Source organism: Pseudomonas shahriarae (genome assembly GCF_014268455.2).
Classification (GTDB): domain Bacteria; phylum Pseudomonadota; class Gammaproteobacteria; order Pseudomonadales; family Pseudomonadaceae; genus Aquipseudomonas; species Aquipseudomonas shahriarae.
The window spans coordinates 4,618,123-4,643,970 of sequence record NZ_CP077085.1 but is presented as its reverse complement, the minus strand read 5'-3'; the positions used below and the strand labels follow the sequence as shown (position 1 = coordinate 4,643,970).

At 62.5% G+C, this 25,848-nt stretch carries 27 protein-coding genes; 17 read left to right on the top strand and 10 right to left on the bottom strand.

Features of this window, described 5'->3' with window-relative positions; all coding sequences use genetic code 11:
* Positions 1 to 35 precede the first annotated feature (35 nt).
* The gene (locus HU773_RS20630) at positions 36 to 1,217 is read left to right on the top strand and encodes a CaiB/BaiF CoA transferase family protein (protein WP_057960420.1); all 1,182 of its coding nucleotides are present in this window, start codon (positions 36 to 38) and stop codon (positions 1,215 to 1,217) included.
* 836 nt (positions 1,218 to 2,053) lie between these two features.
* Positions 2,054 to 3,076: an IS110 family RNA-guided transposase gene (locus tag HU773_RS20625; RefSeq protein ID WP_120732161.1), complete on the top strand. Its 1,023-nt coding sequence runs from the start codon at positions 2,054 to 2,056 to the stop codon at positions 3,074 to 3,076.
* 412 nt (positions 3,077 to 3,488) lie between these two features.
* Here the strand turns inward: HU773_RS20625 and HU773_RS20620 are convergent, their stop codons facing one another.
* On the bottom strand, positions 3,489 to 3,983 hold the full coding sequence (locus HU773_RS20620; protein WP_057960419.1) for a SprT family zinc-dependent metalloprotease: 495 nt from the start codon (positions 3,981 to 3,983) through the stop codon (positions 3,489 to 3,491).
* A gap of 128 nt (positions 3,984 to 4,111) precedes the next feature.
* Complete coding sequence (locus HU773_RS20615) at positions 4,112 to 4,714, bottom strand: Yip1 family protein (protein ID WP_057960416.1); 603 nt, start codon at positions 4,712 to 4,714, stop codon at positions 4,112 to 4,114.
* A gap of 363 nt (positions 4,715 to 5,077) precedes the next feature.
* On the opposite strand from HU773_RS20615, the gene ttcA reads away from it, so the two are divergent.
* On the top strand, positions 5,078 to 5,902 hold the full coding sequence (gene ttcA, locus HU773_RS20610) for a tRNA 2-thiocytidine(32) synthetase TtcA (RefSeq protein WP_057439627.1): 825 nt from the start codon (positions 5,078 to 5,080) through the stop codon (positions 5,900 to 5,902).
* Between the two features lie 67 nt (positions 5,903 to 5,969).
* The gene (locus HU773_RS20605; protein WP_057960415.1) at positions 5,970 to 6,641 is read left to right on the top strand and encodes a DNA-3-methyladenine glycosylase I; all 672 of its coding nucleotides are present in this window, start codon (positions 5,970 to 5,972) and stop codon (positions 6,639 to 6,641) included.
* A gap of 35 nt (positions 6,642 to 6,676) precedes the next feature.
* Here the strand turns inward: HU773_RS20605 and HU773_RS20600 are convergent, their stop codons facing one another.
* Genes HU773_RS20600 through arsC form a run of 3 tightly spaced genes read right to left on the bottom strand, consistent with a single transcriptional unit; the run spans position 6,677 to position 8,044 of the window.
* Positions 6,677 to 7,096, bottom strand: a complete 420-nt coding sequence (locus tag HU773_RS20600) for a DUF2069 domain-containing protein (RefSeq protein WP_057439625.1) — start codon at positions 7,094 to 7,096, stop codon at positions 6,677 to 6,679.
* Positions 7,080 to 7,694 carry an NAD(P)H:quinone oxidoreductase gene (gene wrbA, locus HU773_RS20595; RefSeq protein ID WP_057960414.1) on the bottom strand — a complete coding sequence of 205 codons (615 nt, stop codon included), beginning with the start codon at positions 7,692 to 7,694 and terminating at the stop codon, positions 7,080 to 7,082. The genes HU773_RS20600 and wrbA overlap by 17 nt, the downstream gene beginning before the upstream one ends.
* The gene (arsC, locus tag HU773_RS20590) at positions 7,691 to 8,044 is read right to left on the bottom strand and encodes an arsenate reductase (glutaredoxin) (protein WP_057439623.1); all 354 of its coding nucleotides are present in this window, start codon (positions 8,042 to 8,044) and stop codon (positions 7,691 to 7,693) included. Before arsC ends, wrbA begins: the two co-directional genes overlap by 4 nt.
* 115 nt (positions 8,045 to 8,159) lie before the next feature.
* On the opposite strand from arsC, the gene HU773_RS20585 reads away from it, so the two are divergent.
* On the top strand, positions 8,160 to 8,621 hold the full coding sequence (locus HU773_RS20585; RefSeq protein WP_057439622.1) for a TlpA disulfide reductase family protein: 462 nt from the start codon (positions 8,160 to 8,162) through the stop codon (positions 8,619 to 8,621).
* Between the two features lie 54 nt (positions 8,622 to 8,675).
* Here the strand turns inward: HU773_RS20585 and HU773_RS20580 are convergent, their stop codons facing one another.
* The 5 genes from HU773_RS20580 to HU773_RS20560 all read right to left on the bottom strand — a co-directional run bounded on the left by HU773_RS20580 (position 8,676) and on the right by HU773_RS20560 (position 14,178).
* Complete coding sequence (locus HU773_RS20580; RefSeq protein WP_057960413.1) at positions 8,676 to 9,080, bottom strand: META domain-containing protein; 405 nt, start codon at positions 9,078 to 9,080, stop codon at positions 8,676 to 8,678.
* A complete protein-coding gene (locus tag HU773_RS20575; protein ID WP_057960412.1) occupies positions 9,077 to 9,517 on the bottom strand; it encodes a hypothetical protein in 441 nt (146 codons plus the stop codon). The genes HU773_RS20580 and HU773_RS20575 overlap by 4 nt, the downstream gene beginning before the upstream one ends.
* Before the next feature lie 71 nt (positions 9,518 to 9,588).
* Positions 9,589 to 10,578 carry a 2-hydroxyacid dehydrogenase gene (locus HU773_RS20570; protein WP_120733922.1) on the bottom strand — a complete coding sequence of 330 codons (990 nt, stop codon included), beginning with the start codon at positions 10,576 to 10,578 and terminating at the stop codon, positions 9,589 to 9,591.
* 111 nt (positions 10,579 to 10,689) lie between these two features.
* Positions 10,690 to 13,443: a response regulator gene (locus HU773_RS20565; RefSeq protein ID WP_186626293.1), complete on the bottom strand. Its 2,754-nt coding sequence runs from the start codon at positions 13,441 to 13,443 to the stop codon at positions 10,690 to 10,692.
* Between the two features lie 219 nt (positions 13,444 to 13,662).
* Positions 13,663 to 14,178 carry a DUF2062 domain-containing protein gene (locus HU773_RS20560; protein WP_186626292.1) on the bottom strand — a complete coding sequence of 172 codons (516 nt, stop codon included), beginning with the start codon at positions 14,176 to 14,178 and terminating at the stop codon, positions 13,663 to 13,665.
* A 136-nt stretch (positions 14,179 to 14,314) separates the two neighbouring features.
* On the opposite strand from HU773_RS20560, the gene HU773_RS20555 reads away from it, so the two are divergent.
* From HU773_RS20555 to HU773_RS20500, 12 genes are all read left to right on the top strand, one after another.
* Entirely contained in the window at positions 14,315 to 16,570 is a 2,256-nt protein-coding gene (locus HU773_RS20555) for a DNA internalization-related competence protein ComEC/Rec2 (RefSeq protein WP_186626291.1), read from the top strand.
* 75 nt (positions 16,571 to 16,645) lie between these two features.
* On the top strand, positions 16,646 to 17,281 hold the full coding sequence (locus HU773_RS20550) for a MotA/TolQ/ExbB proton channel family protein (RefSeq protein WP_029299724.1): 636 nt from the start codon (positions 16,646 to 16,648) through the stop codon (positions 17,279 to 17,281).
* A complete protein-coding gene (locus tag HU773_RS20545) occupies positions 17,278 to 17,706 on the top strand; it encodes an ExbD/TolR family protein (protein WP_029299722.1) in 429 nt (142 codons plus the stop codon). Before HU773_RS20550 ends, HU773_RS20545 begins: the two co-directional genes overlap by 4 nt.
* Positions 17,706 to 18,716, top strand: a complete 1,011-nt coding sequence (lpxK, locus tag HU773_RS20540) for a tetraacyldisaccharide 4'-kinase (protein ID WP_120733918.1) — start codon at positions 17,706 to 17,708, stop codon at positions 18,714 to 18,716. The genes HU773_RS20545 and lpxK overlap by 1 nt, the downstream gene beginning before the upstream one ends.
* 24 nt (positions 18,717 to 18,740) lie before the next feature.
* Entirely contained in the window at positions 18,741 to 18,926 is a 186-nt protein-coding gene (locus HU773_RS20535; RefSeq protein ID WP_003174668.1) for a Trm112 family protein, read from the top strand.
* Positions 18,923 to 19,687, top strand: a complete 765-nt coding sequence (kdsB, locus tag HU773_RS20530; RefSeq protein WP_120733916.1) for a 3-deoxy-manno-octulosonate cytidylyltransferase — start codon at positions 18,923 to 18,925, stop codon at positions 19,685 to 19,687. Before HU773_RS20535 ends, kdsB begins: the two co-directional genes overlap by 4 nt.
* Positions 19,687 to 20,151: a low molecular weight protein-tyrosine-phosphatase gene (locus HU773_RS20525; protein WP_057439613.1), complete on the top strand. Its 465-nt coding sequence runs from the start codon at positions 19,687 to 19,689 to the stop codon at positions 20,149 to 20,151. The genes kdsB and HU773_RS20525 overlap by 1 nt, the downstream gene beginning before the upstream one ends.
* On the top strand, positions 20,148 to 21,167 hold the full coding sequence (gene murB / locus HU773_RS20520; RefSeq protein WP_120733914.1) for a UDP-N-acetylmuramate dehydrogenase: 1,020 nt from the start codon (positions 20,148 to 20,150) through the stop codon (positions 21,165 to 21,167). The genes HU773_RS20525 and murB overlap by 4 nt, the downstream gene beginning before the upstream one ends.
* Positions 21,168 to 21,411: 244 nt before the next feature.
* On the top strand, positions 21,412 to 21,882 hold the full coding sequence (locus HU773_RS20515; RefSeq protein ID WP_057960403.1) for a (2Fe-2S)-binding protein: 471 nt from the start codon (positions 21,412 to 21,414) through the stop codon (positions 21,880 to 21,882).
* Positions 21,879 to 24,200, top strand: a complete 2,322-nt coding sequence (locus tag HU773_RS20510; RefSeq protein ID WP_186626290.1) for a xanthine dehydrogenase family protein molybdopterin-binding subunit — start codon at positions 21,879 to 21,881, stop codon at positions 24,198 to 24,200. Before HU773_RS20515 ends, HU773_RS20510 begins: the two co-directional genes overlap by 4 nt.
* Positions 24,200 to 25,186, top strand: a complete 987-nt coding sequence (locus HU773_RS20505) for an XdhC family protein (protein ID WP_169990637.1) — start codon at positions 24,200 to 24,202, stop codon at positions 25,184 to 25,186. Before HU773_RS20510 ends, HU773_RS20505 begins: the two co-directional genes overlap by 1 nt.
* Complete coding sequence (locus HU773_RS20500) at positions 25,183 to 25,761, top strand: nucleotidyltransferase family protein (protein ID WP_178118177.1); 579 nt, start codon at positions 25,183 to 25,185, stop codon at positions 25,759 to 25,761. Before HU773_RS20505 ends, HU773_RS20500 begins: the two co-directional genes overlap by 4 nt.
* Positions 25,762 to 25,848: the final 87 nt, after the last annotated feature.

Below are 25,848 nucleotides of genomic sequence, written 5' to 3'. Positions count from 1 at the left end.
ACTCTGTGTTCCATCGAATCGGAATCGGAGCTCCCATGTCAGGCCCCTTGGCGTCCCTCAAAGTGCTGGATTTCTCGACCTTGCTGCCGGGGCCTTTTGCTTCGCTGCTGTTGGCAGACATGGGCGCCGAGGTACTGCGCATCGAATCCCCCACGCGCATGGACCTGCTGCGGGTGTTGCCGCCCCACGACCGTGGCGTGTCGGCCAGCCATGCCTACCTCAACCGCAACAAGCGCAGCCTGGCCCTGGACCTCAAGCAGCCCGAGGCGCTGGAGATCGTGCGGCAACTGGTGGCGGAGTACGACATCGTGCTGGAGCAGTTCCGCCCTGGGGTCATGGAGCGCCTGGGGTTGGGGTATGAAGCGTTGAAGGCGATCAACCCGAAGCTGATCTATGTGTCCATCACCGGCTATGGCCAGACCGGCCCCTACAAGGACCGCGCCGGGCATGACATCAATTACCTGGCTTTGTCCGGCGTCGCCAGCTACACCGGGCGCCAGGACAGCGGCCCAGTGCCCCTGGGTGTGCAATTGGCGGATGTGGGCGGCGGCTCGTTGCATGCCGTGGTCGGCCTGCTCGCGGCGGTGATTGCGCGTCAGCACAGTGGGCTGGGGCAGTACCTGGATGTGAGCATGACCGACTGCGCCTTCAGCCTCAACGCCATGGCCGGCGCGGCTTACTTGGCGTGTGGGGTGGAGCCTGGGCGCGAAGACCAGGTGCTCAATGGCGGCAGCTTCTACGATTACTACCGCTCGCGGGGCGGGCGCTGGCTGTCGGTGGGTAGCCTGGAGCCGGGGTTTATGCAGCAATTGTGTACTGCGCTGGGGCGCCCGGAGCTGGCGGCCCAGGGCTTGTCGCCCAAGCCCGAACAGCAAAAGGCCCTCAAGCAGGCGCTGCAAGTGGAGTTTGAGCGGCACAGCTTCGAGGAGCTGTGTGCGTTGTTTGCCGGGGTCGATGCTTGCGTCGAGCCGGTGCTCAGTCTGGGCGAAGCCCTGCAGCACCCGCAGTTGCAGGCCCGCGAGCTGGTGAGCCAGGTGCCCCGCGGGGATGGCTCGTTCCAGGCGCAGATGGCCTGCCCGCTGAAGTTTTCCGAAGGGGTGCCGGAGCCGAGGCATATCGGTGCTGCGGTGGGGGCGCACAGTGATGAGGTGCTGGGGGAGTTGGGTTTCAGTACTCAGCGGATAGCCGAGCTGCGGGGGGCCAAGGTGGTGGGGTAGTGGCTGTTCGGGCCCCATCGCGGGCATGGGTATCTAGACAACTCTTTTATCTAGTGCTGATTGGGTTTGTGTACATATCCGTTGCTGCGGTTACGGCGGCTATTGGTTCCGCCCTTACGGCGGCTCACTTTGGAGAAGCGCCAAAGTAAGCAAAGCGCTCTTGCCCCACCACTCGGTGCCTCGCCTAGGCTCGGCATGCCCGCAGTCAGGCATTGCTCCGTGGGCCCGCCGCGATCGGCCATCCCTGGCCGTGTCGCGGCTACCCCGGCATCCATGCCGGGGTGCCCACTGCGCAATACCTGCCTGCGGCCATCGTGGTTTAACGGGGCGCCTGAGATCAAAAGCCAGATCAAAAGCAGAGCAACAGCAATCCCAAAGCGCGAAACTGCATTCCCTGTGGGAGCTGGCTTGTCGGATCGCCGCATCGCTGCGATGACGCCCGAAAGAACACATCAGAGTGTCAGGTATTCATTTGTCATCGTTAACGACCATCGCAGGCAAGCCAGCTCCCACAGGTGTATGCGCACGCCTCGACGATCAGGTCGGCTGTCAGGCCGCCTCGCTTTGCTTTTGATCTGAGGCGCCCCGTTAAACCACGCTGGCCGTCATCCGATTTTGATTTGGGGGGTAAACCGGCAGGACGCCGGTTTAGCCGCGCTGGGCCATGGATGGCCCATCGCGGCGGCCCCCCAAATCAATGTCGGATGACGGGCACACCGAGCCTGGGCGAGGTGCCGAGTGGTGGGGCAAGAGCCCTAATGAGATGGTCAGCCCGGCACGGGCCCCCGGTAAATCTAGACTTACCGGAAGGCCCACTTTCGCTAAGGAGACCGCTCATGAACAGCTTGGCATTACTTGGTCTTGATATTGGAAAAAGCACCTTTCACCTCGTAGGGCACGACGTACGCGGCCATGAGGTGCTGCGCAAGCAGTTCAATCGAAATCGACTGCTTCAGTTCCTGGCAAAGCTTGAGCCCTGCACGATAGTAATGGAGTCCTGCGGCGGCTCACATTGGCTCGCCAGGAAGCTTATTTCCTTCGGCCACCAGGTGAAACTTATAGCTCCGCAGCATGTGAAACCGTACGTCACCGGCAATAAAAATGACTACATAGATGCCGAGGCAATTTGCGAGGCGGCGTCCCGTCCCAAGGCACGCTATGTTGCGATCAAGACGGTGGAACAGCAGGTGCTCTCGACCCAGCACCGCCTCCGAGAGGCATTGGTATGCCAAAGAACTCAAACCATCAATCGTATCCACGGATTCTTGCTGGAATTTGGAATTGCGCTACCGGCGACCAAAGCCGCCATGAACCAAATTCATCAAATACTGGATGACCCTGCCGCTGAGTTGCCTCAACAGTTGACGCAGTTTATCGAGCATCTGTTGGAAGACATCAAACGGCTTACGGTAGAGATTAAGTCCATCGACCACAGCATCAAGGAACAGGTGGCAGTTGATGACGCGGGAACACGCCTAATGAGCATCCCCGGTATCGGCCCCATCATCGCTAGCGCGCTGCTGGCCGACGTCGGGGACGCTTCCAATTTTCACTCAGCGCGAGACTTCGCTGCTTCGCTGGGGCTGGTGCCAAGGCAGTACTCAACAGGTGGCCAAACCGTCCTTTTGAACATCAGCAAACGTGGTGATAAATACCTTCGAAAGCTCTTGGTTCAAGGCTCGCGGGCAGTTTTGGTGCGCATAGATAAACGCAACGACGCCTTGGGGGCTTGGTGCCGAGACCTGCTGACGCGAAAGCACCCAAACAAGGTTGCCTGCGCCCTGGCCAATAAACTAGCAAGAATCGTATGGGCCGTTTTAGCTCGCGGAGGTAGCTACAACGCGCAGTTGATGACTTGATCGAAACACTACCGGCTTTTGCGACGACAACGATGATGACGATAAACAGCTCAAATCTCGCCTGAGAACCTGGTAAGCAAAACAGCTTTTGAAGCTGAAGCCCTTTTCAAGGACAGGCGGGAGCGACTATTCATCAAGGGCCAAGCGGTGAAACTGCCGACTATGAGCCCGGATACATTAGCGCAAGCATGCTTTACCGCTCATCGTCTGTGGTTGCAGGGGGTGGGCTGACCATACATTTGCTTACTTTGGGCTGGGCCGGCACTCCGGCTCTTCCAAAGTGAGCCGCCGTAAGGGCGGAACCAATAGCCGCCGTAACCCCAGCAACGGATATGTACACAAACCTAGGAATCACTAAAAAGATGTGTAGATACCTATGCCGCGATGGGGCCAGTGAAACCACCCCAAAACCTCACTCCACCCGAGTCTCCCCGGTAAACACCAACGTCCCCCGACACTTGCGGCACAAGTACCGCCGACCCTGGTTCACCAACCCATGGCGCTGGGCCGAGAACGGGAAGTCACTGTCGGCACACGGGCACCGATAGATATAGCGGGTCACCCGCCGACGCTGAATCTCATAGGTGTGGCAGCGATCGGGCGGCAGTTCGTAGACCCCGCGCATGATCAACTGCCATTCCTCGCCATGGGGCTGGATGCGCTCGCCGAACAATTGGTGGGCGATCAGGTGCGCCACTTCGTGGGCCACCGTCTGTTTGAGGAAGTGTTGGCTGTTTTCCCGGTACAACTGGGGATTGAAGCGCAGCAGGTTCTCGTGCAAATGCGCGACACCGGCTTTCTGCCCACGCAGCTTGAGGCTGACCTGGGGGCGTTTGAAGCTTCGTTTGAAAAAGGATTCGGCTTGCAGGAAACAATCTTCGACGCGGGTATTGAGTTGCTCGGGCATGCTGTACATATCTCCAGAGATGTCCAGTATGCCGCATCCAGGGGTGTTTCCGAATCGGTCAGGCGCCGAATGGTCATGCATAACGCAAAAGCCACCTTGCGGTGGCTGTTCCTGCGCTGAAAAGACGGCTAGTTGGTGTAGATCGGACCGACGCCCAGGCCCCAGACAATCACGGTAAACGCCATGATCGCCACCAGGACCACCAGGCCTACCGCCAGTACCGAGCTGGAAAACAGGAAGCCTTCATCGGGGTCGATGCTCATAAAGGTCGGTAGCCCCACATAGAGCAGGTACACCGTGTAGCAGATGGCGGCCGTACCGACGATCATGCCCAGCCACATATGCGGATACAGCGCTGCCAGCCCGCCGATAAACAGGGGCGTGGCGGTATAGGTGGCGAACGCCACGCAGCGCGCCATGCTGGGGTTGGCGTCATAGGTGCGCGCCATCCAGTGGATGAAGGCGCCCATTACCGCAACGCCGCCGAGCATCGCCAGGTAGGACATGATGGTCATCCACAGCGCACTTTCCTGGGTCAGCATGACCGGGGAGCGATTGCCGATGACCCAGCCGACCTGGGTGGTGCCGATAAAAGCTGATACGGCGGGGATCGCCGCGAGAATCAGCGTATGGGTGAGGTACATGTGGCCGATGCTTTCTTCTTTATCGCCACGAATTTCCCGCCATTCCTGGTCGGGATGGGTGAAAAGCCCCACGACGTGATGGATCATGCCAGTCACTCCTGTCGTTATTGCCATCGCCCCCCAAGCGGAGCGCCCGCCGGCCAAGTGGCCTGAAAGGTCTGGATATGTGTGCGACCTTATGTCGCAGTATAGGAAGTCATGACCGGAAAAAGTGTGGGGCTTTAGAGCAAATTGCGCTGTAAACACTGGGCTTAATCGCGCCTGGGTCTGTGACGTGGAATGCAGCCCCCTGTGGGAGCTGGCTTGCCTGCGATGGCGGTGGGTCAGCCATGAATTTGTCGACTGACCTACCGCCATCGGGAGCAAGCCCCTCCCACATTGGAACTCGGTCGTTCATATCGTTAAAATACCCGGCTTTTCGTCCCACACCTTTTCGCGGATCCAAGCGCCATGGGCACCCTTACCGTCAATCAGAACAAACTGCAAAAACGCCTGCGGCGCCTGGCCGGTGAGGCTGTCGCTGACTTCAACATGATCGAAGAGGGCGACAAGGTCATGGTCTGCCTGTCCGGCGGCAAAGACAGCTACACCATGCTGGACGTGCTGCTGCACCTGCAAAAGGTCGCGCCGATCAAATTCGACATAGTGGCCGTCAACATGGACCAGAAGCAGCCCGGGTTCCCCGAGGACGTGCTGCCGGCCTACCTCAAGACCCTGGGCATCGAGTACCACATCGTCGAGAAAGACACCTATTCGGTGGTCAAGGAGCTGATTCCGGAAGGCAAGACCACCTGCTCGCTGTGTTCGCGCCTGCGCCGTGGCACGCTGTACACCTTTGCCGATGAAATCGGTGCAACCAAGATGGCCCTGGGTCATCACCGCGATGACATCGTCGAGACCTTCTTCCTCAATATGTTCTTCAACGGCTCCCTCAAGGCCATGCCGCCCAAGCTGCGCGCTGACGACGGGCGCAACGTGGTGATCCGCCCGCTGGCGTATTGCAACGAGAAGGACATCCAGGCCTACTCCGACTTCAAGCAATTCCCGATCATCCCCTGCAACCTCTGCGGTTCCCAGGAGAACCTGCAGCGCCAGGTGGTCAAGGACATGCTCCAGGAGTGGGAGCGCAAGACGCCGGGGCGTACCGAAAGCATCTTCCGCAGCCTGCAGAACGTGATCCCCTCGCAGTTGGCCGACCGCAACCTGTTTGACTTCACCAGCCTGCGCATCGACGAAACTGCGGCTTCGCGCTTCGTCAACATTGTGAACCTCTGAGCCTTTTCCAGGCTCTGACAGACGGCGCTGATGGGCGCCGTTTTCATTTCAACCCGTAGGAGAGGGCATGCGCGATTACAAATGGCTGCACGAATACTGTCTGAACCGCTTTGGTTCGGCAGCCGAGCTGGAAGCCCACCTGCCCGTGCCCAAGACCCCGGCGCAACTGCGCCAGATCAGCGACGACCGCTACCTGTCGACTCTGTCGCTGCGGGTGTTCCGCGCCGGGCTCAAGCACAGTGTGGTGGACGCCAAATGGCCGGCGTTCGAGCAGGTGTTCTTCGGCTTCGATCCTGAGAAAGTCGTGCTGATGGGCGCCGAGCACCTTGAGCGCCTGATGCAAGACACGCGGATCATCCGCCACCTGGGCAAGCTCAAGAGCGTGCCGCGCAATGCGCAGATGATTCTCGACGTCGAGCAGGAAAAGGGCAGCTTCGCGGCATTGATCGCCGACTGGCCGGTGACCGATATCGTCGGTTTGTGGAAATACCTGAGCAAGCACGGCCATCAACTGGGCGGGTTGTCGGCGCCACGCTTCTTGCGCATGGTCGGCAAGGACACGTTCGTGCCGAGTTATGACGTGGTTGCGGCATTGAATGCGCAGGAGATTGTCGACAAGGCCCCCACCAGCCTGCGGGACCTGGCGACGGTACAGGCGGCGTTCAACCAGTGGCATGCCGAGAGTGGGCGGCCGATGTGCCAGTTGTCGATGATGCTGGCGTTTACCGTCAACCATTGAGACCGCGATGGGGCCTGATCGGCCCCATATAACCCTCAGGCTGGCTGACCTTCCCCCGCCAACCGCCGATTCAACTGGAACCGCCAGCGCACATACAGCAGCGCTGTGCAGAACACCGCCAGGCTTGCCAGCATCTCCAGCACGCCAAACCACTGGCGGTTCGGGTCATAGGCCGCCAGGGCGCCTTTGATGAAATACAGGTTCACCACAAAGCACATCCACGAATGCCCGCGCGCACTGCCCATCAGCATGCCCGGCGCGAGGATCAGCAACGGCACCAGTTCGATCAGCAGGATGACCCAGGGCCGTGCGCCATGCAGGTCGGCGATCAGCAGGTAATACACGCAGAGCAACCCCACCAGGCCGAAAAACGCCAGCAGACTCAAGGCCCGTGCCACTTTGACCCGGGGTTCCAGCCAGGCCTGGGCCGGCAGGACTTTAGGCTTCTTGGCCACGGCCACTCTCCAGTTTCGCCGCAGTCTTCGCCAGGCGCAGGCCCAGGGCACGGCACAGGGCGATTTCATGGGGGTCCAGGGCACGTTTGCCGTCGGCGCCGGAATGGTGGCTGGCGCCGTAGGGCGTACCGCCGCCCTGGGTGTCGAGCAGGGCCTGTTCGCTGTAGGGCAGGCCGGTGATCAGCATGCCGTGGTGCAGCAACGGCAGCAGCATCGACATCAAGGTGGTTTCCTGGCCGCCGTGCAGGCTGGCGGTCGAGGTGAAGACCCCGGCCGGCTTGCCGACGAGGGCGCCGGTCAGCCACAGGTTGCTGGTGCCGTCGAGAAAGTACTTCAAGGGCGCGGCCATGTTGCCAAAGCGCGTCGGGCTGCCCAGGGCCAGGCCCGAACAGTTCTTCAGGTCGTCGAGGCTGGCATACAGCGCGCCTTCGGCCGGGATGCTCGGGGCGACGGCTTCGCACTCGCTGGAGATCGCCGGCACGGTGCGCAGGCGCGCTTCCAGGCCGCCTTGCTCGATGCCTCGGGCAATCTGCCGGGCCATTTCGCTGACCGAGCCGTTGCGGCTGTAATACAGCACCAGGATGTAGGGCGCGCTCACGGCAGAAGCTCCAGGATGTTTTCTGGCGGCCGGCCAATCACGGCCTTGTCGGCAGTGGCCAGGATCGGCCGTTCCATCAGCTTGGGATGGGCGGCGATGGCGGCAATCAATTGCGCCTCGCTGAGGCTGGCGTCGGCCAGGTTGAGGGTCTTGTATTCGTCTTCGCCGGTGCGCAGCAATTGCCGGGCGCTGATCCCCAGCTTGCCGAGCAGGGCTTCAAGCTGCGTGGCGTCCAGCGGGGTTTCCAGGTAGCGCACCACGTTCGGCGTGAGGCCACGGGCCTGCAGCAGTTCGAGCGCACCGCGGGATTTCGAGCAGCGCGGGTTGTGATAAAGCGTCAGATCGGTCATGTGCGGGTCGCATCTTGCGTAAGGTGGCGGGTATTCTACCTGCGCTGCGGCGTGTCCTTAAACCGTAAGAGGCGATCGGCCGCAGCCCACGTTCATTTTTGCTAAGGATTACCCCATGACACGGCGACTGATAGGCGCACTGGCAGTTATCACCACACTCCTGCTCAGCGGCTGCGGCAATGATTATGGCGTTGACCAATACGGCCAGAAAGTCGCGTCCGAGCGCGTCGACAAACAATGGTTGGTGATCAATTACTGGGCCGAATGGTGTGGCCCGTGCCGCATCGAAATCCCCGAGCTCAACGCCCTGGCCGAGCAGCTCAAGGGTCAGCCGGTCAGCGTGTTCGGCGTCAACTTCGATAATGTGCAGGGCGAAGAGCTCAAGAGCGCCAGCGAGAAGCTGGGCATCAAGTTCACGGTACTGGCACAGAACCCCGAGGCGATTTTTGATATCCCGCGCAGCGAAGCGTTGCCGGTGACCTACATCATTGATGACAAGGGCAAGGTGCGGGCGCAGATGTTGGGCGAGCAGACGGCGGCGGGGGTATTGGCCAAGCTCAAGGAACTGCGCGGCTAAACGGTTGCTCGCTGGCGATTGCGGTATGCCCGGCACACCGCAATCGCCAACGGATCAGCCTTCTTCCAGCCACAAACGCAGTGGCTTGCCCTCGGCAGGCCAGAAACGGGTCTGCTCGATGGGCGAGATGTCCCAGCGTTGCACGGTTTCCAGGGCCTTGAAGAAGCGCTGTTCCTGCTCCATCAGGGCTTCGGCACACAGCCTGCGGGTGCTGCCGATCTTGCCGAAGCTGAGTTTGTCACCGTCCAGGCTGTACGGCGCGAACCAGTGGTTGCAGCCGCCATTGCCATAGGCCCGGCCATCGGCACCGAGGGTCACGGTCAGGTGGGCGTAATCCATCAGGGGCCGCTCGCCGATCCACTCCACGATGTAGCTGTGATCCTGCTTGAGCTTGACCTCGTCGCTGGCGCAGCCGGCAAGGCCTGCGCCCAGCGCTGCGACCATCAGCAGGCTCTTCATGGCGCGGCCTGCTGGCATTTCGGGCAACGGTGCGTGTCGCCGACGGTGGCCCAGCCCAACTCGGCAATGCGCGCAGTGGCGGCCGGTTGCAACGGTTCCTTGGTCAACTTGGTTTCCACTGCGAACTCAAACTCCAGCACGGCGTCGCAGCTGTCGCAATTGACCTTCCAGGTGTGAATCTCCAGCTCGCCGAACTTCGGCCCTTGCGCCATGGCAACCCATTGCCCGGCCGGGCGGATGGAGTAGCGCGCATCGCCTTCGACGGTCAGGCGCATCGACAGGGTCTTGCTGCCGCGCAAAGTGACGATCAGCACGTCGCCATGCTTGATCGAGCCACCATTGCCGGTGACTTGATAACGACCGGGCACCAGGGCGCGGCATTCGATCAGGGTGTGTTGTGGGCTCAGCAAACTGAAGCGGAAATCGTGTTCGGCCATGGATCCTCCAAATAGGCGCGGCATCCTATCACGCTCGCCTGTTCACCATGCGCGCGGTAGATGACCGTTGATCATCCCTGTACCAGGTTTTGCGCCTGGCCGTTGGCCCAGGCCTGGATATTGGCCAGGGTGGTCCCGGCAATCGCCGCCAGGGCCTCGCGTGTGAGGAATGCCTGGTGCGCGGTAATGATCACGTTGGGGAAGGTCAGCAGGCGTGCCAGCACATCGTCCTGCAAGGGCAGGTCCGAACGGTCTTCAAAAAACAGCTGGGCCTCTTCTTCGTACACATCCAGGCCCAGGTAGCCCAGCTGTCCATCCTTGAGCGCTTCGATCAATGCCGGGGTGTCCACCAGGCCGCCGCGCCCGGTGTTGATCAGCATCGCTCCCGGCTGCATATGGGCCAGGGATTGCGCATTGATCAGGTGCTTGCTGTCGGCGGTCAGCGGGCAGTGCAGGCTGATGATCTGTGCCTCGGCCAACAACTGGGGCAGGCTGACATAGCGCGCGCCAAGGGCTTCGACCTGCGGATTGGGGTAGGGATCGTATGCCAGCAAGCTGCAGCCAAAGCCGGCCATGATCTTGGCAAAGGTCGCGCCGATCTGCCCGGTCCCCACCACGCCCACGGTCTTGCCCACCAGGTCGAAGCCGGTCAGGCCGTGCAGGCTGAAGTCGCCGTCGCGGGTACGGTTGTAGGCGCGGTGCAGGCGGCGGTTGAGGGCCAGCACCAGGGCCACGGCATGTTCGGCCACTGCATGGGGCGAGTACGCGGGCACCCGCACGATGGTCAGGCCCAGGCGCTTGGCGGCGGCCAGGTCCACATGGTTGTAGCCGGCCGAGCGCAGGGCAATCAGTTGCGTGCCGCCGGCCGCGAGGTGTTCGAGCACCGGGGCGCTGAGGTCGTCGTTGATAAAGGCACAGACCACTTTGTGCTTATCGGCCAGGGCCACGGTGTCGAGGTTCAGGCGTGCCGGTTGGAACTGCAACTCCATGCCCGCGGGCAAGGGTTCGGCGAGAAAGCTGTCGCGGTCATAGGTCTGGCTGCTGAAGAGGATGATGCGCATCAAGGGGCTCCCTGCAAAATAGCGTGTGGTGACACAAAACCTGTGGGCGCCGGCTTACCGGCGCCCACAGGAGATGTTGCCCGTCATTGGCGTTGGGCGTGTTGCTCTGCATCAGGCGTTGACCCGGGCCTCGCTGGCAAGGCGGGCGATGGCCATGTCCAGTTCATCCAGGGCAGCCATGGCCTTGGCGTCATCCTGCTTGAGCAAGGTTTCGGCGCGTTGGCAGGCTGCGCGCAATTGCGGCACGCCGCAGTAGCGGGTGGCGCCGTGCAGGCGGTGGACCCGTTCGATCAGGGCATTGTTGTCGTTGGCTTCGCGGGCGACGCAGACGGCCTCACGGTCAGCTTCCAGGGACGCCAGCAACATGGCCAGCATATCGGCGGCCAAGTCCGCCTTGCCGGCCGCTAGGCGCAGGCCCTCTTCATGGTCAAGTACCGGCAGTTGAGCGGCGGGGCCGTGGCCTTCGACTGCGCGTTCCGGGCCTTGATTGCGTAAGGCCAGGCCGGTCCATTTCAGCACCACCTGGGCCAGTTGCCGCTCGCTGATGGGCTTGGTCAGGTAGTCATCCATGCCGCTTTGCAGCAGGGCGCGTTTTTCATTGGCCATGGCGTGGGCCGTCAGGGCGACGATAGGCAGTGGCGTGCCGTGGCGCTCGCTTTCCCACTGACGAATCGCCTCGGTGCTCTGGCGCCCGTCCATGCCGGGCATCTGCACGTCCATCAGTACCAGGTCGAAGGCTTCTTTCTTCACCGCTTCGATGGCGCTATAGCCGCTTTCCACGGCCTGGACCTTGGCGCCCATGTCTTCGAGCAGGGTCTGTACCAGCAGCAGGTTGGCCGGGTTGTCGTCGACACACAGCACCCGTGGCGCACGGCTGGACAACGGCTCGCCCGGTTCACTGCGCAAGGGGCGCGGGCTGATCAGGTCGGACAGCGCCCGGCGCAATTTACGGGTGCAGGCCGGCTTGGCCTGCAACTGGCTATTGGGGTTGGGCACCGACAGGTTGAACAGCATCTGCTCGGTGGTCGGGCACAGCACCAGCACTTTGCAGCCCAGGTGCTCAAGGTCCCACAGGTGTTGGTTGAGGCGCTCCGGCGGAATATCGTTGGCGGTGATGCCCAGTACCGCGAGGTCGATGGCCTGCTCGGTCTGGTGTGCGCTGGTGATGCCGTTGGTCAGGTTCTCCAGGTTGTTGAACGGCGTGACCTCCAGGCCGCAGTCTTCCAACTGGTGTTGCAGGGCCTGGCGCGCCAGTTCGTGGTTCTCCAGCACCGCCACACGCCGGCCCAACAACGGCGGGGCGGGCAAGTCTTCGATATCGTCGCGGGTTTTTGGCAGGTTGAGGCTGATCCAGAACTCCGAACCCTCGCCTGGCGTGCTGTCGACGCCGATTTCGCCGCCCATCTGCTCGATCAGGCGCTTGGAAATCACCAGCCCCAACCCGGTGCCACCGGGCTGACGGGACAAGGAGTTATCCGCCTGGCTAAAGGCCTGGAACAGGGCGCGCACATCCTGGTTCGACAGGCCGATGCCGGTGTCCTGCACGCTGATGCGCAGTTGCACGCTGTCTTCCTGCTCGTCTTCGAGCATGGCCCGGGCGACGATGGTGCCTTCGCGGGTGAATTTGATGGCGTTGCTGACCAGGTTGGTGAGGATCTGCTTGAGACGCAGCGGGTCGCCCACCAGGGACAGCGGAGTATCGCGGTAGACCAGGCTCACCAGCTCCAGCTGTTTGGCATGGGCGGCCGGGGCGAGGATGGTCAGGGTGTCTTGCAACAGGTCGCGCAGGTTGAACGGGATACTGTCGAGCACCAGCTTGCCGGCTTCGATTTTCGAGAAGTCGAGAATCTCGTTGATGATGCCCAGCAGGTTGTCGGCGGATTTTTCAATGGTGCCCAGGTAATCCAACTGACGGGGCGACAGTTCGCTTTTCTGCAACAGGTGGGTGAAACCGAGGATGCCATTGAGCGGTGTGCGGATTTCATGGCTCATATTGGCCAGGAACTCCGACTTGATGCGGCTGGCCTCCAGGGCCTCCTTGCGGGCCAGGTCCAGCTCGATGTTCTGGATCTCGATGGTTTCCAGGTTCTGGCGCACGTCTTCGGTGGCCTGGTCGATGCTGTGTTGCAGTTCTTCCTGGGCGTTTTGCAGGGTTTCGGCCATGCGGTTGATGCCGGACGCCAACTGATCCAGCTCCTGGCTGCCCAGGGGCGGCAAACGGGTTTCCAGGTTGCCGTCCTTGAGCTGCGCCACCGCTTGTTTGATCTGGCCGATAGGCGAGTTGATCGTGCGGCTGATACGCAGGGCCAGGGCCGCCGTGCAGATCAGGCCGATGGCAATCAACAGCAGGCTGGCGAACAGGCTGCGATAGCCGCGCAGCAGCATGCCGTTGTGGGACAGTTCCAGTTCGACCCAGCCCAGCAGGCGATCGGCTTCGTCGGGAATCAGCTCGCCGGCGAGGTTGCGATGGCGGCCGAACACCGGCAGCAGGTAGCGGGTGGCGTCATTGCCGGTGCGTTGCAGCAGGTGTGAGCTGTTGCCGATGGGCGGCTGGTTGAGCATGGTCGGGCCGGCATGGGCCAGGGCCGAGCGGTCGGGCGCCAGGAAAGACACGGCCCGCACGTCGACTTGCTCCAGGGACTGGGTGGCGATGCGTTCCAGCAGGTCGGTGTTCTTGTTACCCAGTGCCGGTGCCACCAGCGGCGCTAGCTGTTCGGCGATCATCTCGCCGCGATTGAGCAGTTGGGTTTGCAGCTCCGAGAGCTGCATCCAGGTGAAATATCCGCCCAGGAGCAATGCCATCAGGCTGGTAGGCAACAAGGTCAGCAACAGTACGCGGCCTTTTATCCCCATTCTTCTTAGCACGCCACTCTCCTGCTACCACACTGATGTCGAGATTCTACGCAGGCATCCGGCCTGCGCTACCTGCGCAGTGTAGCCATATGAGGGGCTTGGAATCTTGCAAAAGATGCTTGAGGGGGATGATGGCGGGCTTATTGAGCCCATGTCCATTGCTGCGGTGCTCACCGGGACACCTCGGGTTGTCAGGCAGACAAACCAGCTCACAACAGGGGCGTTCGCCGACTACCGATTACGTTGCTGCCGTTTTTTCCACTGATGCCCCACCCACCACCGCCAATACACCATGGTCATGCAGTACGCCAGCGCGCCCAATACCAGGCCCATCACCACCGAGCCCAGGAGGAACGGCTGCCACATGGTCGACAGTTGCCCGCTGATCCATTCCCAGGTCAGTTCATCGGGCAGGGTGCGGGCGGGGATGTTCATCAGCCAGGTGCCGGTCATATAGGTGCAGAAGAACACCACGGGCATGGTAATCGGGTTGGTCAGCCACACCAGGCTCACGGCAATGGGCATATTGCCGCGCACGGAAATGGCGAGGAAGGCCGCCAGCAACATCTGCAAGGGTATGGGGATGAAGGCGGCAAACAGGCCGACAGCCATGGCCCGGGCAACTGAATGCCGATTGAGGTGCCAGAGGTTGGGGTCATGGAGCAGCGTGCCGAGAAAGCGTAAGGACTTGTGTTCCCGAATGCTGGTCGGATCGGGCATGTACCGTTTGAATAAGTGCCGTGGCATAAGGGGTCCAGATCAGTTCGAGGGTCAAGTATGCCCGTATTCTACGAACGGGAAATTCAGACTTTGTGACAAAAAATCATAGTTTGCCCTGAACCACTCGGCTAACACTCAATGGGTCACTCTCAAGGAATGATCCATGCGTACAGGGATGTTTGCGCTGGCGTTAGGGCTGCTGGCGTTGCGCCTGCTGCCCGTCTTGCCGCCGGTCGGTTGGTTGCTGGTGTTGCCGGTGGTGGCGTTGATGCTACTGCCGTTTCGTACTTATCCGCTGGCGTTTTTCCTGTTGGGCCTGGCGTGGGTCTGTTTCAGCGCGCAACGGGCGCTCGACGACCGGCTCGTACCCGCGCTGGACGGCCAGACCCGCTGGCTGGAAGGGCGCGTCAGCGGGCTGCCGCAGCAGAGTGGTGGGGTGGTGCGCTTCGAACTGAGCGACAGCCGGTCACGCCAGGACCGGCTACCCCAGCGCATCCGTGTGAGCTGGCAGGGCGGCCCGCCCGTGCGCAGTGGTGAGCGCTGGCGTTTGGCCGTGACCCTCAAGCGACCCTCCGGCCTGTTGAATTTCCAGGGCTTCGATCAAGAGGCCTGGCTGTTGGCCCAGCGTGTGGGGGCGACGGGGTCGGTCAAGGATGGCCAGCGCCTGGCGCCGGCCCGACATGCCTGGCGCGATGGGGTCCGCCAGCAGCTATTGGCGGTAGACGCCCGGGGGCGTGAAGCCGGGCTGGCCGCACTGGTGCTGGGCGATGGCTCCGGCTTGGCCGCCGAGGATTGGCGCATTTTGCAGGACACCGGCACCGTGCATCTATTGGTCATTTCCGGCCAGCATATCGGCCTGTTGTCGGGGTTGATCTATGCCTGGGTGGCCGGGCTGGCCCGCTACGGCTGCTGGCCCAGGCGTTTGCCCTGGCTGCCTTGGGCCTGCGGCCTGGCATTTGCCGCAGCGCTGGCCTATGGCTTGCTCGCCGGTTTTGCCGTGCCAGTGCAGCGGGCCTGTGTGATGGTGGGGCTGGTGTTGCTGTGGCGCCTGCGGTTTCGCCACCTGGGGATCTGGTGGCCACTGCTGCTGGCCCTGAATGCGGTGCTGCTCCTCGAACCCCTGGCCAGCCTGCAACCGGGTTTCTGGCTGTCATTTGCCGCCGTGGCCGTGTTGCTGCTGGCCTTTAGCGGCCGCCTGGGGCCCTGGCGGGCGTGGTGGGCCTGGACCCGTGCCCAATGGCTGATCGCGATAGGGCTGTTTCCGCTGCTACTGATCCTCGGTTTGCCGATCAGCTTGAGTGCGCCGCTGGCCAATCTGTTTGCGGTGCCGTGGATCAGCCTGTTGGTGTTGCCGCTGGCGCTGGCGGGCACGCTGTTGCTGACGGTGCCATGGCTGGGCAGTGGCCTGTTGTGGCTGGCGGGGGGCGCGCTGGATTGGCTGTTCAAGGCCCTGGCCTGGCTGGCCGGGCACGTGCCCGCCTGGATGCCGGCCGAGGTGCCTGTGGGCTACTGGTTGCTCAGTCTGCTGGGCGCGGTGCTGTTATTGATGCCCAAGGGCATTCCCTTTCGCCTGCTGGGTTGGCCCCTGTTGCTGCTGGCGGTGTTCCCGCCCCGTGAGTCGATCCCGTTGGGCCAGGTGGCGGTGGAGCAACTGGATGTCGGCCAGGGATTGTCGATCGTGTTGCGCACCCGCAACCACGTGCTGTTGTATGACGCCGGGCCACGGGTGGGGGATTACGATCTTGGCGAGCGCGTGGTATTGCCGGCGCTGCGCAAGCTGGGGGTTGGCCAGGTGGACTTGATGCTGCTCAGCCATGCCGACGCCGATCATGCCGGTGGCGCGGCGGCGGTGGCCCGTGGGTTACCCGTCCTGCGCGTGGTGGGCGGGGAAACCCAGGGGTTGCCGGCGTTCCTCGGCACTCAGGCCTGCGTCAGCGGTGAGCAGTGGGAGTGGGACGGCGTGGTGTTCCAGCTGTGGCAATGGGCAGATGCCCGCAACGGCAACGCGAAGTCGTGCGTGCTGCAGGTCCAGGCCAATGGCGAGCGGTTGCTGCTGACCGGCGATATCGACCGCGAGGCCGAGCGGGCCTTGCTGGCCACGCCTCTGGCGGTCGCCACGGATTGGCTGCAAGTGCCCCATCATGGCAGCCGCAGTTCCTCGTCCTGGCCGTTTGTCCAGCAACTGGCCCCCAAGGCGGTGCTGATCTCCCGTGGGCGAGGCAATGGTTTCGGTCATCCGCACCCGCAAGTGGTGGCGCGTTACCAGTATTTGCGCAGCACCCTTTATGACAGCGCCGAACAGGGCGCGGTGCGTCTGCGCCTGGGGGCTTTCGAGGCGCCGGTCATGGCACGCAGCCAGCGCCGTTTCTGGCGCGCGCCTGTCATCGACAGTTACCAAAGGCCGGTGCCTGCGACATGATGGCTGTCGGCCGGCAGGCCCTTCCTCGCCAGCCTATATGCTAAAGTGGCGCACTTTTTCGAGGGGACATTCACTGTGTGGGAATTGGTCAAATCCGGCGGCTGGATGATGTTGCCGATCATTCTGAGCTCCATCGCCGCACTCGGCATTGTTGCCGAACGCCTGTGGACCCTGCGCGCCAGCCGTGTAACCCCTGATCATCTGCTGGGGCAGGTCTGGCGCTGGATCAAGGACAAGCAACTGGACAAGGAAAAGCTCAAGGAACTGCGGGCCAATTCCCCTCTGGGCGAGATCCTCGCTGCGGGCCTGGCCAACTCCAAGCACGGTCGCGAGATCATGAAGGAGTGCATTGAAGAAGCCGCCGCCCGGGTAATCCACGAACTGGAGCGCTACATCAATGCCCTGGGCACCATCGCGGCAATGGCGCCATTGCTGGGCTTGCTCGGTACCGTGCTGGGCATGATTGATATCTTCAGTGCCTTCACCGGGTCCGGCATGACCACCAACGCCTCGGTATTGGCCGGGGGTATTTCCAAGGCCCTGATCACCACGGCGGCGGGCCTGATGGTGGGTATCCCTGCGGTGTTTTTCCACCGATTCCTGCAACGCCGCATCGACGAGCTGGTGGTGGGTATGGAGCAGGAAGCCATCAAGCTGGTGGAAGTGGTCCAGGGCGACCGTGATGTCGACCTGGTCGAGGGCAAAGCGTGAAATTTCGCCGCAAGCCACGGGAAACGGTCGATATCAACCTGGCGTCGTTGATTGATGTGGTGTTCATCCTGCTGTTGTTTTTTGTCGTCACCACCACCTTTACCCGGGAAACCCAACTACGGGTCGAACTGCCGGAAGCCGTCAGCGGCTCGCCGGCCGAAGACCAGCAGCTCAAACAACTGGAGATCACCATCAGCGCCGAAGGGGTGTTTTCGGTGAACAACCAGTTACTCGAGAAAAACGACGTGGCCAGCGTGATGGATGCGCTGCAGAAGGAGTCCGGCGGTGATACGCAAATGCCGCTGTCCATCAGCGCCGATGGCAAGACCCCGCACCAGGCTGTGATCACCGCGATGGATGCAGCCGGCAAGCTCGGTTTCAGCCATTTGCGCATGACCACCGTCGAGGCGGCGGGGCAACCCTGATGGCCTTGTCCGATCGTTTGCTCAAGGCCTGGTATGACGGCCACCCGGCGCTCAAGCTCCTGCAACCACTGGAGGCACTCTATCGCCGGGTGGTCAGGCGCAAGCGCGAGCGGTTCCTGGCGGGTGAGGGCACGATCTACCAAGCGCCGGTGCCTATAGTAGTGGTCGGCAATATCACTGTGGGTGGCACGGGCAAGACGCCGTTGATCCTGTGGTTGATCGAGCATTGCCAGCGCAGTGGCCTGCGGGTCGGTGTGGTCAGCCGTGGCTATGGGGCCAAGCCTGCGCAGTTGCCATGGCGGGTGCAGGCCAGCGACAGCGCGCAAGTGGCCGGCGACGAGCCCTTGTTGATCGTGCAGCGCAGCGGCGTCCCGCTGATGATCGACCCCGATCGCAGCCGGGCGGTGCAGGCCCTGTTGGCCAGCGAGACCCTGGACCTGATCCTGTCCGACGATGGCTTGCAGCATTACCGTCTGGCCCGTGACCTTGAGTTGGTGCTGATCGACAACGCCCGTGGCCTGGGCAATCGCCGCTGCCTGCCTGCCGGGCCGTTGCGCGAGCCGGCCGAGCGCCTGCACAGCGTCGATGCCCTGCTATATAACGGCGCCGGAGCTGATCGCGAGGATGGCTTTGCTTTCCGTCTGCTGCCGACCACGTTGGTCAACCTGCTGACCGGCGAGCGGCGGCCGCTGGACCATTTTCCCGTGGGGCAACGGGTGCATGCGGTCGCGGGCATCGGCAACCCACAACGTTTCTTCAATACCCTCGAAACGCTACACTGGCTGCCGATACCCCATGCGTTTGCCGACCATGCGCCCTACAGCGCCGAGGTCCTGAATTTTACGCCGTCACTGCCCCTGGTCATGACCGAAAAGGACGCGGTGAAGTGCCGCGCCTTTGCCCAGGCACACTGGTGGTACCTTGCAGTCGATGCCGCACCGTCACCGGCGTTTATCGCCTGGTTCGACACGCAACTGATGCGTCTGCTGCCTGCTCGACTTTTGCCTTAAAACGTTTTTATCCAGGAAACCCCCATGGACACCAAACTGCTCGATATCCTCGCTTGCCCGATCTGCAAAGGCCCGCTCAAGCTCAGTGCCGACAAGACCGAACTGATCAGCAAGGGCGCCGGCCTGGCGTACCCGATCCGCGACGGCATCCCGGTGATGCTGGAAAGCGAAGCCCGCACCCTGACGACTGACGAGCGCCTGGATAAATGACCACTGCCTTCACTGTTGTCATCCCCGCGCGCTACGCCTCCACCCGCCTGCCCGGCAAACCGCTGCAGATGATCGGCGCCAAGCCGATGATCCAGCTGGTCTGGGAGCAGGCCTGCAAAAGCAGCGCCCAACGCGTAGTGGTGGCCACTGATGATCTGCGGATCATCGAGGCCTGCAAGGGTTTTGGCGCCGAAGCGGTACTGACCCGTGAAGATCACAACTCCGGCACCGACCGCCTGGCCGAAGTGGCCACGCACCTGGGCCTGGCGCCGGACGCCATCGTGGTCAATGTGCAAGGCGACGAGCCGTTGATCCCGCCGTGTGTCATCGACCAGGTCGCGGCCAACCTGGCCGCCCACGCCGAAGCGCGCATGGCGACCCTGGCCGAGCCTATCGAAGACCTCGAGACCCTGTTCAACCCGAACGTGGTCAAGGTGGTCAGCGACATCAATGGCCTGGCCCTGACCTTTAGCCGTTCGACCCTGCCCTGGGCACGTGACGAATTCGCCAAACAGCGTGATGTGTTGCCGGCGGGCGTGCCGTATCGCCGCCATATCGGCATTTACGCCTACCGCGCCGGCTTCCTGCATGACTTCGTCACCTGGGGCCCGTGCTGGCTGGAAAACACCGAGGCCCTGGAGCAATTGCGGGCCCTGTGGCACGGCGTGCGCATTCATGTCGATGATGCGATGGAAGCGCCGCCGGCCGGTGTCGATACGCCGGAAGACCTCGAGCGCGTGCGTCGGTTGCTGGGGGCTTGATGGAAGTCCTGTTTGTCTGCCTGGGCAATATCTGCCGCTCGCCCACCGCCGAGGGCGTGCTGCGCCACAAACTGCGGGCCGCCGGGTTGGCGGACCAGGTCGAGGTGGCGTCTGCCGGTACCGGTGAATGGCATATCGGCAAGGCCCCGGACAAGCGCAGCCAGCAAGCAGCGCTGCGTCGTGGCTACGACCTGTCGGCCCAGCGCGCCCAGCAGGTGTCGCGCGCCGACTTTGCGCGCTACGACCTGATCCTGGCGATGGACCAGAGCAACCTGCGCAACCTCAAGGCCATGCAACCGGCCCAGGGCAAGGCCGAGCTGGACCTGTTCCTGCGCCGCTACGATGGGGCGGTGGATGAAGTGCCGGATCCGTACTACGACGGCGAGCAAGGTTTCGAGCAGGTCCTGGACCTGATCGAGGCCGCCTGTGATTTGCTGGTGATCGAATTGAAGGGACGGTTATGAGTCTGGATGTGCAGCCCCAGGTTTCCCTGAAGGCCTTTAACAGTTTTGGCATTGATGTGCGTGCGCAATGGTTCGCCGAAGCCCATAGCGACGCCGATGTGCGCGAGGGCCTAGCCTATGCGGCCGCACAGCAGTTGCCGTTGCTGGTGATCGGGGGCGGCAGCAACCTGCTGCTGACCCAGGATATCCCGGCGTTGGTGTTGCGCATGGCAACCCAGGGGATCCGAGTACTGCACGACGACGGCCAGCAGGTGCTGGTGGAAGCTGAGGCGGGCGAGGCCTGGCATCCGTTTGTGCTATGGACCCTTGCACAAGGGTTCTCTGGCCTGGAAAACCTCAGCCTGATTCCCGGCACTGTCGGGGCGGCACCGATGCAGAACATTGGCGCCTACGGTGTTGAGATCAAGGATGTCTTCGCCGGCCTGACCGCCCTCGACCGCCAGACAGGCGAGTTGCGGGATTTCAGCCTGGAGGAATGCAACTTCGCCTACCGCGACAGCCTGTTCAAGCACGAAGTGGGGCGCTGGCTGATCCTGCGGGTGCGTTTTGCCCTGAACCGCGTCGCACACCTGAAACTCGGCTATGGCCCGGTGCAACAGCGCCTGGCGGAGCAGGGCATTGCCCAGGCGACCCCGAGCGATGTCAGTCGGGCCATTTGCAGTATTCGCAGTGAAAAGCTGCCCGATCCTGCGGTCTTGGGCAACGCCGGCAGTTTCTTCAAGAACCCACTGGTCTCCCAGGAGCTGGCGGCGCAGTTGCAGCTGCAATATCCCGATCTGGTGGCCTATCCCCAGGCCGATGGGCAAGTGAAGCTGGCGGCCGGCTGGTTGATTGAAAAGGCCGGCTGGAAGGGCTTTCGCGAGGGTGATGCCGGCGTGCATCGCTTGCAGGCGCTGGTGCTGGTCAATTATGGCGCGGCCACCGGCCTGGATATTTCCAGCCTGGCCCAGCGCATCCAGCGCGATATCGCCGAGCGCTTCAAGGTCGACCTGGAAATGGAGCCCAATCGTTATTGAGCTACGCTTCTAGCGTGTTGAACCAAGCCCTGCATTGCAGGGCTTTTTTGTTAATGCTGGGTTAACTTAGCAGGCTAACGATGCCTGTTTATTGTTCGATAGACCCTGTTTATCAAAGGCCCGGTGAAGACCTGTCTTCACAAGAGAGCCCGATTAGCCTGAGCCATCTGCGTGTACCGACTCCGCTCCCTTGAAAGCGGCAGATAGCTCGACCCCATAATCCAATCACTATGCGGGCGTGCCCATGATTACTCTGAAACTCAACGGTCAAGATCATCCACTGGATGCCACCGAGGATATGCCTCTGCTGTGGGCGATCCGCGATGTAGCGGGTTACAACGGCACCAAGTTCGGTTGCGGCATGGGGCTGTGTGGCGCCTGCACCATCCATATCGACGGTGCGCCGGCGCGCAGTTGCATCACGCCCATCGGCTCGGTCAAAGGGCAGAACGTCAGCACTATCGACAACCTGCATAACGACCCGATTGGCCAGGTGGTGCAGCAGGCGTGGCTGGATACGGCGGTGGCGCAATGCGGTTACTGCCAGGGCGGGCAGATCATGTCGGCCACGGCCTTGCTGAAAACCAACCCCAACCCCAGCGATGCACAGATTGAAGAAGCCATGGTCGGCAATATCTGCCGCTGCGGCACCTATAACCGCATCAAGACGGCGATCCGCCAGGCCGCGACTCAGTTGCAGGGGGCCAAGGCATGAGCCAGTTACCGAGCAATTTCGCCCTGAGCAACCTTAGCCGGCGCGGTTTCCTCAAGGGCGTCGGCGCGACCGGCGCCCTGGTGGTGGCTGCCAGTTGGGGCTTGCCCCAGGCCTTTGCCGACGAAGTGAAGCAATACGGCGGGGCCGCGATGCCCAATGGCCTGGTCGATGATCCCAAGGTCTATGTCAGCATCGCCAGCGATGGCACCGTCACCGTGATCTGCAACCGCTCGGAGATGGGCCAGGGCGTGCGCACCAGCCTGACCATGGTGGTGGCCGATGAACTGGAGGCCGATTGGGCGCTGGTGAAGGTTGCGCAGGCGCCGGGTGACGAAGCGCGTTTTGGCAACCAGGATACCGACGGTTCGCGCAGCATGCGCCATTGGTTCGAACCGATGCGCCGGTGCGGCGCCGCCGTGCGAACCATGCTGGAACAGGCCGCTGCCGAGCAGTGGAAAGTCCCGCTGGGCGAATGCCGTGCACAGTTGCATAAAGTCATTCACCAGCCCAGCGGCCGCGAACTGGGCTATGGCGCCCTGGCCGCTGCCGCCAGCGCGTTGGCAGTGCCGGCGCGCGACAGCCTGCGGCTCAAGCAGCCCTCGGAGTTTCGCTATATCGGCAAGGAAGCCACCAAGGCCATCGACGGTGCCGATATCGTCAACGGCCGGGCGGTGTACGGCGCCGATGTGCATTTTGACGGCATGCTGTTCGCGACCATTGCGCGGCCCAAGGTATACGGCGGCAAGGTCAAGTCGTTCGATGCCAGCGCGGCGCTGAAAGTCCCCGGGGTGATCAAGGTCCTGCAAATCGAAAGCCGACCCATACCCTCGGAATTCCAGCCATTGGGTGGTGTGGCGGTGGTTGCTAGCAATACCTGGGCGGCGATCAAGGGCCGTGAGGCGTTGCAGATTGTCTGGGACGACGGCGCGAATGCTGGCTACAACTCCACCGACTATCGCAAGACCCTGGAGGCCGCGGCGCTCCAGCCCGGCAAAGTGGTGCGCAATACCGGCAGTATCGAGCAGACCCTGAACGATGCCGACAGCACCCTCGAAGCCACGTATTACTTGCCACACCTGGCGCAGTCGCCGATGGAGCCGATGGTGGCCGTAGCCCGTTATCAAGACGGGCGATGCGAGGCCTGGGCTCCGAGCCAGGCACCTCAGGTCACGCGGGAACGGGTGGCCGAGCGCCTGGGCCTGCCGTTCGATAACGTCACGATCCACGTCACCCTGTTGGGCGGTGGCTTTGGGCGCAAGTCGAAACCGGATTTCATCATCGAAGCTGCGCTGCTGGCCAAGGAATTCCCCGGCAAGGCCGTGCGGGTGCAGTGGACCCGTGAAGACGATATTCATAACTCCTACTTCCATACCGTCTCCGCCGAGTACCTCAAGGCCGGCCTGAACCAGGACGGCCTGCCCTCTGGCTGGCTGCACCGCACCGTGGCACCCAGCATCACTGCGCTGTTTGCGCCGGGCATGAACCACGAGGCAGCGTTCGAGCTGGGTATGGGCTTTACCAACATGGCCTACGCCATTCCCAATGTGCGCCTGGAAAACCCCGAAGCGGCTGCCCACACCCGCGTGGGTTGGTACCGTTCGGTGTCGAACATCCCCCATGGGTTTGCCATTCAGAGCTTTGTCGATGAACTGGCCCATAAGGCCGGCCAGGATCCGCTGAAATATCAACTCAAGCTGCTGGGCCCGGATCGTCAGATTGATCCGCGAACCTTGAGTGAAGAGTGGAACTACGGCGAGTCCCCCGAGCGTTATCCGATTGATACCGCGCGCATGCGCGGCGTGCTGGAAACCGCCGCCAAGGCCGCCGGCTGGGGGCGCATGCTGCCCAAGGGGCGCGGCCTGGGGCTGGCGGTGCACTACAGCTTTGTGACCTATGTGGCGGCGGTGATCGAGGTGGAGGTCAAGGATGATGGCACGCTGATCGTGCATAAGGCTGATATTGCGGTGGACTGCGGACCGCAGATCAACCCGGAGCGCATCCGCTCACAGTTCGAGGGCGCCTGCGTCATGGGCTTGGGCAATGCGGTCCTGGGAGAAATCAGCTTCAAGGATGGCAAGGTCCAGCAGGACAACTTCCATATGTATGAAGTGGCGCGCATGTCCCTGGCCCCCCGGGAAATCGCCATACATTTGGTCACGCCAGAAGGAGAGGTGCCCCTGGGTGGCGTCGGTGAGCCAGGCGTGCCACCGATTGCGCCGGCGCTGTGCAACGCGATATTTGCCGCCACCGGCAAGCGTATCCGCAGCTTGCCCGTGCGTTATCAACTGCAGGGCTGGCAGCAGGCGGCGAAAGCCTGATGGACAGCGTGGATCTGAACGTCCTGCGCAGCGTGCTGGAGTGGCGCCGCGCGGGGCAGCGGGTGTTGCTGTACAGCGTGGTCCAGACCTGGGGCAGCGCGCCACGGCCGCCGGGGGCGATGCTGGCCCTGCGCGGCGATGGGGTGGTGATCGGCTCGGTTTCCGGTGGCTGCATTGAAGATGACCTGATCGCTCGGCTTTACGATGGTCGCTTGCCTGACGAAGGGCCGCCGGTGCAACTGGTGACCTATGGCGTGACCCGGGATGAAGCGGCGCGCTTTGGCCTGCCCTGCGGCGGCACCTTGCGCCTGACGGAGGAGCGGGTAGGTGATCCTGCCTGGGTCGCCGAGTTGCTGGCGCGTTGTGAGGCCCATGAAATAGTGGCCCGGGAGTTGGACTTGGCGACGGGCACCGTGCGTCTGAGCGCGGCGAGCCAGTCCGACATTGTCAGTTTTGATGGTGAGCGCTTGCGGGCCATCTACGGCCCGCGCTGGCGCCTGTTACTGATCGGTGCGGGGCAGCTGTCGCGCTATGTGGCAGAAATGGCGCGGCTGTTGGATTTTGAAGTGCTGATCTGCGATCCACGCCAGGAGTTTGTCCATGGCTGGGAAGAACAACACGGGCGCTTTGTGCCGGGAATGCCCGATGAGGCCGTGCTCAATATCCAGACGGACGAGCGCACGGCCATTGTGGCCCTGACCCACGATCCGCGCCTGGACGACATGGCGCTGCTGACCGCGTTGAACTCCCGAGCGTTCTACATTGGTGCCCTGGGCTCGCGGGCCAATAGCCGCAAGCGTCGGGAGAACCTGGCGGTGTTGGGGCTGGGAGCCGAGGCGATTGCGCGGCTGCATGGTCCGATCGGTCTTCATATCGGCAGCCATACGCCGGCAGAGATTGCCTTGTCGCTGATGGCACACATCGTCGCGATCAAGAACGGTGTGGAACTGTTGCAAGCAAAACCGGTGCGGGAGGCGGTCAGTTGACGAGCGCCATTACCGCCATCGTCCTGGCGGCGGGGCAGGGCAGCCGCTTCCGCGCGCAAACTGGCCAAGACAAACTGCTGGCCCCTTGTAGGGGGCGAGATGGAGTGACACGGCCGGTCTTCGAGCAGGTGTTGGTCAATTTACCGGCCAGTATCACCCGGCGCTGGGTCATCACCGCGCCTGCGCGCAGCGAGGTCATTCGCCTGGCCAGGGCATACGGTTGCGAAGTGCTGCTTGTGGATTCGTCGGGCATGGGCGACAGCATTGCGGCTGCCGTGGCCGCCAGTGGCCCGGCGGCGGGTTGGCTGGTGGTGTTGGGGGATATGCCGTTTATCCAGGCGGCGAGTATTGAGCGGGTGATAGAGCGAGTGGAGGGTGTCAGTGTGCCGGTGCATGCCGGTCAGCAGGGCCATCCTGTTGCGTTTGGCCCGGAATTGGGGCCGGCCTTGATGGGGTTGACTGGGGATCGTGGGGCCAGGGCGGTGTTTGCCCTGGCTGAGGTGCGGGAAGTGCAGGTGGATGATCCTGGGGTGTTGTGGGATGTGGACGTGCCGCAATCACTGGAATTCAGGTAGGGGCTGGAAGAGCTGGTCGGGGTGTCAGGTATTTATCCGTCATCGTTAACGACCATCGCAGGCAAGCCAGCTCCCACATGTTGTCTA

Excerpts from the sequence above, each read along its gene's own strand:
- HU773_RS20625 (WP_120732161.1), top strand. The coding sequence starts at position 2,054 with ATGAACAGCTTGGCATTACTTGGTCTTGATATTGGAAAAAGCACCTTT.
- HU773_RS20510 (WP_186626290.1), top strand. The coding sequence starts at position 21,879 with ATGAGCCAGTTACCGAGCAATTTCGCCCTGAGCAACCTTAGCCGGCGC.
- HU773_RS20535 (WP_003174668.1), top strand. The coding sequence starts at position 18,741 with ATGGACACCAAACTGCTCGATATCCTCGCTTGCCCGATCTGCAAAGGC.
- ttcA (WP_057439627.1), top strand. The coding sequence starts at position 5,078 with ATGGGCACCCTTACCGTCAATCAGAACAAACTGCAAAAACGCCTGCGG.
- murB (WP_120733914.1), top strand. The coding sequence starts at position 20,148 with ATGAGTCTGGATGTGCAGCCCCAGGTTTCCCTGAAGGCCTTTAACAGT.
- HU773_RS20560 (WP_186626292.1), bottom strand. The coding sequence starts at position 14,178 with ATGCCACGGCACTTATTCAAACGGTACATGCCCGATCCGACCAGCATT.
- HU773_RS20525 (WP_057439613.1), top strand. The coding sequence starts at position 19,687 with ATGGAAGTCCTGTTTGTCTGCCTGGGCAATATCTGCCGCTCGCCCACC.
- HU773_RS20630 (WP_057960420.1), top strand. The coding sequence starts at position 36 with ATGTCAGGCCCCTTGGCGTCCCTCAAAGTGCTGGATTTCTCGACCTTG.
- kdsB (WP_120733916.1), top strand. The coding sequence starts at position 18,923 with ATGACCACTGCCTTCACTGTTGTCATCCCCGCGCGCTACGCCTCCACC.
- HU773_RS20575 (WP_057960412.1), bottom strand. The coding sequence starts at position 9,517 with ATGGCCGAACACGATTTCCGCTTCAGTTTGCTGAGCCCACAACACACC.
- HU773_RS20620 (WP_057960419.1), bottom strand. The coding sequence starts at position 3,983 with ATGCCCGAGCAACTCAATACCCGCGTCGAAGATTGTTTCCTGCAAGCC.
- HU773_RS20615 (WP_057960416.1), bottom strand. The coding sequence starts at position 4,714 with ATGATCCATCACGTCGTGGGGCTTTTCACCCATCCCGACCAGGAATGG.
- HU773_RS20605 (WP_057960415.1), top strand. The coding sequence starts at position 5,970 with ATGCGCGATTACAAATGGCTGCACGAATACTGTCTGAACCGCTTTGGT.
- lpxK (WP_120733918.1), top strand. The coding sequence starts at position 17,706 with ATGGCCTTGTCCGATCGTTTGCTCAAGGCCTGGTATGACGGCCACCCG.
- HU773_RS20585 (WP_057439622.1), top strand. The coding sequence starts at position 8,160 with ATGACACGGCGACTGATAGGCGCACTGGCAGTTATCACCACACTCCTG.
- HU773_RS20515 (WP_057960403.1), top strand. The coding sequence starts at position 21,412 with ATGATTACTCTGAAACTCAACGGTCAAGATCATCCACTGGATGCCACC.
- arsC (WP_057439623.1), bottom strand. The coding sequence starts at position 8,044 with ATGACCGATCTGACGCTTTATCACAACCCGCGCTGCTCGAAATCCCGC.
- HU773_RS20505 (WP_169990637.1), top strand. The coding sequence starts at position 24,200 with ATGGACAGCGTGGATCTGAACGTCCTGCGCAGCGTGCTGGAGTGGCGC.
- HU773_RS20580 (WP_057960413.1), bottom strand. The coding sequence starts at position 9,080 with ATGAAGAGCCTGCTGATGGTCGCAGCGCTGGGCGCAGGCCTTGCCGGC.
- HU773_RS20570 (WP_120733922.1), bottom strand. The coding sequence starts at position 10,578 with ATGCGCATCATCCTCTTCAGCAGCCAGACCTATGACCGCGACAGCTTT.
- HU773_RS20555 (WP_186626291.1), top strand. The coding sequence starts at position 14,315 with ATGCGTACAGGGATGTTTGCGCTGGCGTTAGGGCTGCTGGCGTTGCGC.